General features: G+C 38.3%; 2 protein-coding genes. Both read right to left on the reverse strand.

What is annotated here, in order from left to right; all coding sequences use genetic code 11:
- On the reverse strand, window positions 1-758 hold a 758-nt coding region (locus AC1DPZ_RS27445), incomplete at its 3' end, for an efflux RND transporter periplasmic adaptor subunit (RefSeq protein WP_477409488.1).
- A gap of 32 nt (window positions 759-790) precedes the next feature.
- Window positions 791-1270, reverse strand: a 480-nt coding sequence (locus tag AC1DPZ_RS27450) for a TolC family protein (RefSeq protein WP_477409490.1), incomplete at its 5' end; no start/stop codon positions are given.

A 1270-nucleotide genomic window follows, 5' to 3' on the forward strand; every position in this document is an offset into this window, starting at 1 on the left:
AATGTTACTTTGGTAATCAATGAATCCTTTGCATCCGGCACTAAAATTTTCACCTCATTACCTGTATTTACGCTGCCCGAATATGATTCCGGTACATCGGCCTTAACTTTTAAAACATCGGCATTAACAATTCGGATACCTGTTTGGCCGGGTGAAGCAGCCTGGCCAAGTTTAAGGTCCATCTGATCAACAGTGCCGCTTATTGGTGAAACTATACGGTACTGGCTGGCTTGTCGGCGTAAACCTGCTAAAGCTTTTTTACTGCTTTGCAAAGTTGTTTGAGCCTGCAAAAACTGAACCTCGGTGCCAATTTTTTGATCCCACAGGTTTTTTTGACGATTATATAATGTTTCATTTAAACTAACCTGCGCTTCGTTTTGCCCGATGCTTTGCTGCAAAACACTGTTATCTAATTGTGCCAAAGTCTGGCCCTTACTTACATGATCGCCAGGTTTTACATATAAACCTGTAATGATAGCAGATGCCTGAGGATAAGCAACTACGTTATCCTGTGCATCAATTTTACCTTGCACCTGTACGTAATTGGTAAAGGTAGCTGGTTGTAAAACCACAGTACTTACATCCGTAGTTTTGGCCGAATCTGTAGAGCCAACTTCAGCTTGTAACTTAGTGATCTGTGCATTTAAGTCGGCCTGTTGCTTTTTGAGGTCAGCAAGCTCCGTTTTCTTATCTTTTGGTTTATTTGTGCAAGCTGCTGCCAGAAGAACCAAAACCGGTATGTATAATATTTTTTTCATGTCGTTATTTTATAGTGAGTTTAGTTTTTGTTTTATTGAATTCGTCCGTAAGCTTTATCAAGATCAACTTTACTTACAAGAGCATCGTAAAGCCCTTGTATATATTTGTTATCAGCATCATCAAGTGCAGTTTGGGCTTGCGTAACTTCAATGCTTGACCCTACCCCCTGTTGGTATTTAATTTTTGCTACTCTTAGAACTTCCTGAGCAAGTAACTGGTTATTTTTTTGGGTTTGAAGAGTTTGCAATCCATTAACAAAAGTAATGTTGGCTTTGTTGGCCTGTAACTTTAATCCGTTTTTTGCATTTTCTAAATCGTTTTGCGATTTTATTACAGCAATTTTGGATTGCTTAACCTGGTTAAGGCGCTGCCAACCATTAAATATCGGAACATTCAGTGTAAGCCCCACATAACTTGATGGAAAGTTGGTTTTATATAAATTACTAAAGCTATTATTTTGATATGATGATGTATAACTCATATTAGCCTTAAGTGTTGGCAAGTATTGTGA

Source organism: Mucilaginibacter sp. P4_G9, from assembly GCF_056400985.1.